At 70.3% G+C, this 817-nt stretch carries 1 protein-coding gene; it reads left to right on the top strand.

Going from position 1 to position 817, the window contains the following annotated elements; all coding sequences use genetic code 11:
- The coding region (locus JCM19049_RS16105; RefSeq protein ID WP_279403423.1) for an aminotransferase class III-fold pyridoxal phosphate-dependent enzyme at nt 1-814 on the top strand (814 nt) is incomplete at its 5' end.
- Nucleotides 815-817: the final 3 nt, after the last annotated feature.

Genomic DNA, 817 nt, shown 5'->3' on the forward strand with positions numbered 1-817 from the left:
GGCCGGGGTGACCGCCGCGACCGCCGCCGAGACCCTGGTGCTGCCCTACAACGACCGCACCGCCGTGGAGGAGGCCTTCGCCGAGCACGGGCAGAACATCGCCGCGGTCATCACCGAATCGGCGCCCTGCAACATGGGCGTGGTGACCCCGCAGGAGGGGTTCAACAAGTTCCTGAAGGACACCACCGCCCAGCACGGCGCCCTGCTGATCCTGGATGAGGTGCTCACCGGGTTCCGGGCCTCGGACGCCGGGTACTGGGGGCTGACCGGCCGGCAAGAGGGCTGGAACGCGGACCTGTACACCTTCGGCAAGGTCATCGGCGGTGGCCTGCCCACCGCCGCCCTGGGCGGACGCGCCGAGGTGATGGACTACCTGGCCCCGCTGGGGCCGGTCTACCAGGCCGGAACCCTTTCCGGGAACCCGGTGGCCATGGCCGCGGGCATCGCCCAGCTGACCCACGCCACCGACGAGGTCTACGCCCATCTCGCCAAACAGTCCCAGGCCCTGGAGACCGCCCTGGTCAACGCGCTGAACGAGGCCGGCGTGAACCACTCGATCCAGCGTGCCGGCACGCTGTTCTCGGTGGCCTTCGGCACCGCGGACACCGGGGTGCAGAACTACGCGGAGGCGCAGAAGCAGGAGGCGTTCCGCTACGCCCCGTTCTTCCACTCCATGCTGGACTCCGGGGTCTACCTGCCCCCGAGCGTCTTCGAGGCCTGGTTCGTCTCTGCGGCACACGATGATGCGGCCATGGAACGGATCATCAACGCGCTGCCGGCCGCGGCCCGCGCCGCTGCCAACGCCAGCGCCTGATCC

This window comes from Arthrobacter sp. JCM 19049 (assembly GCF_001310435.1).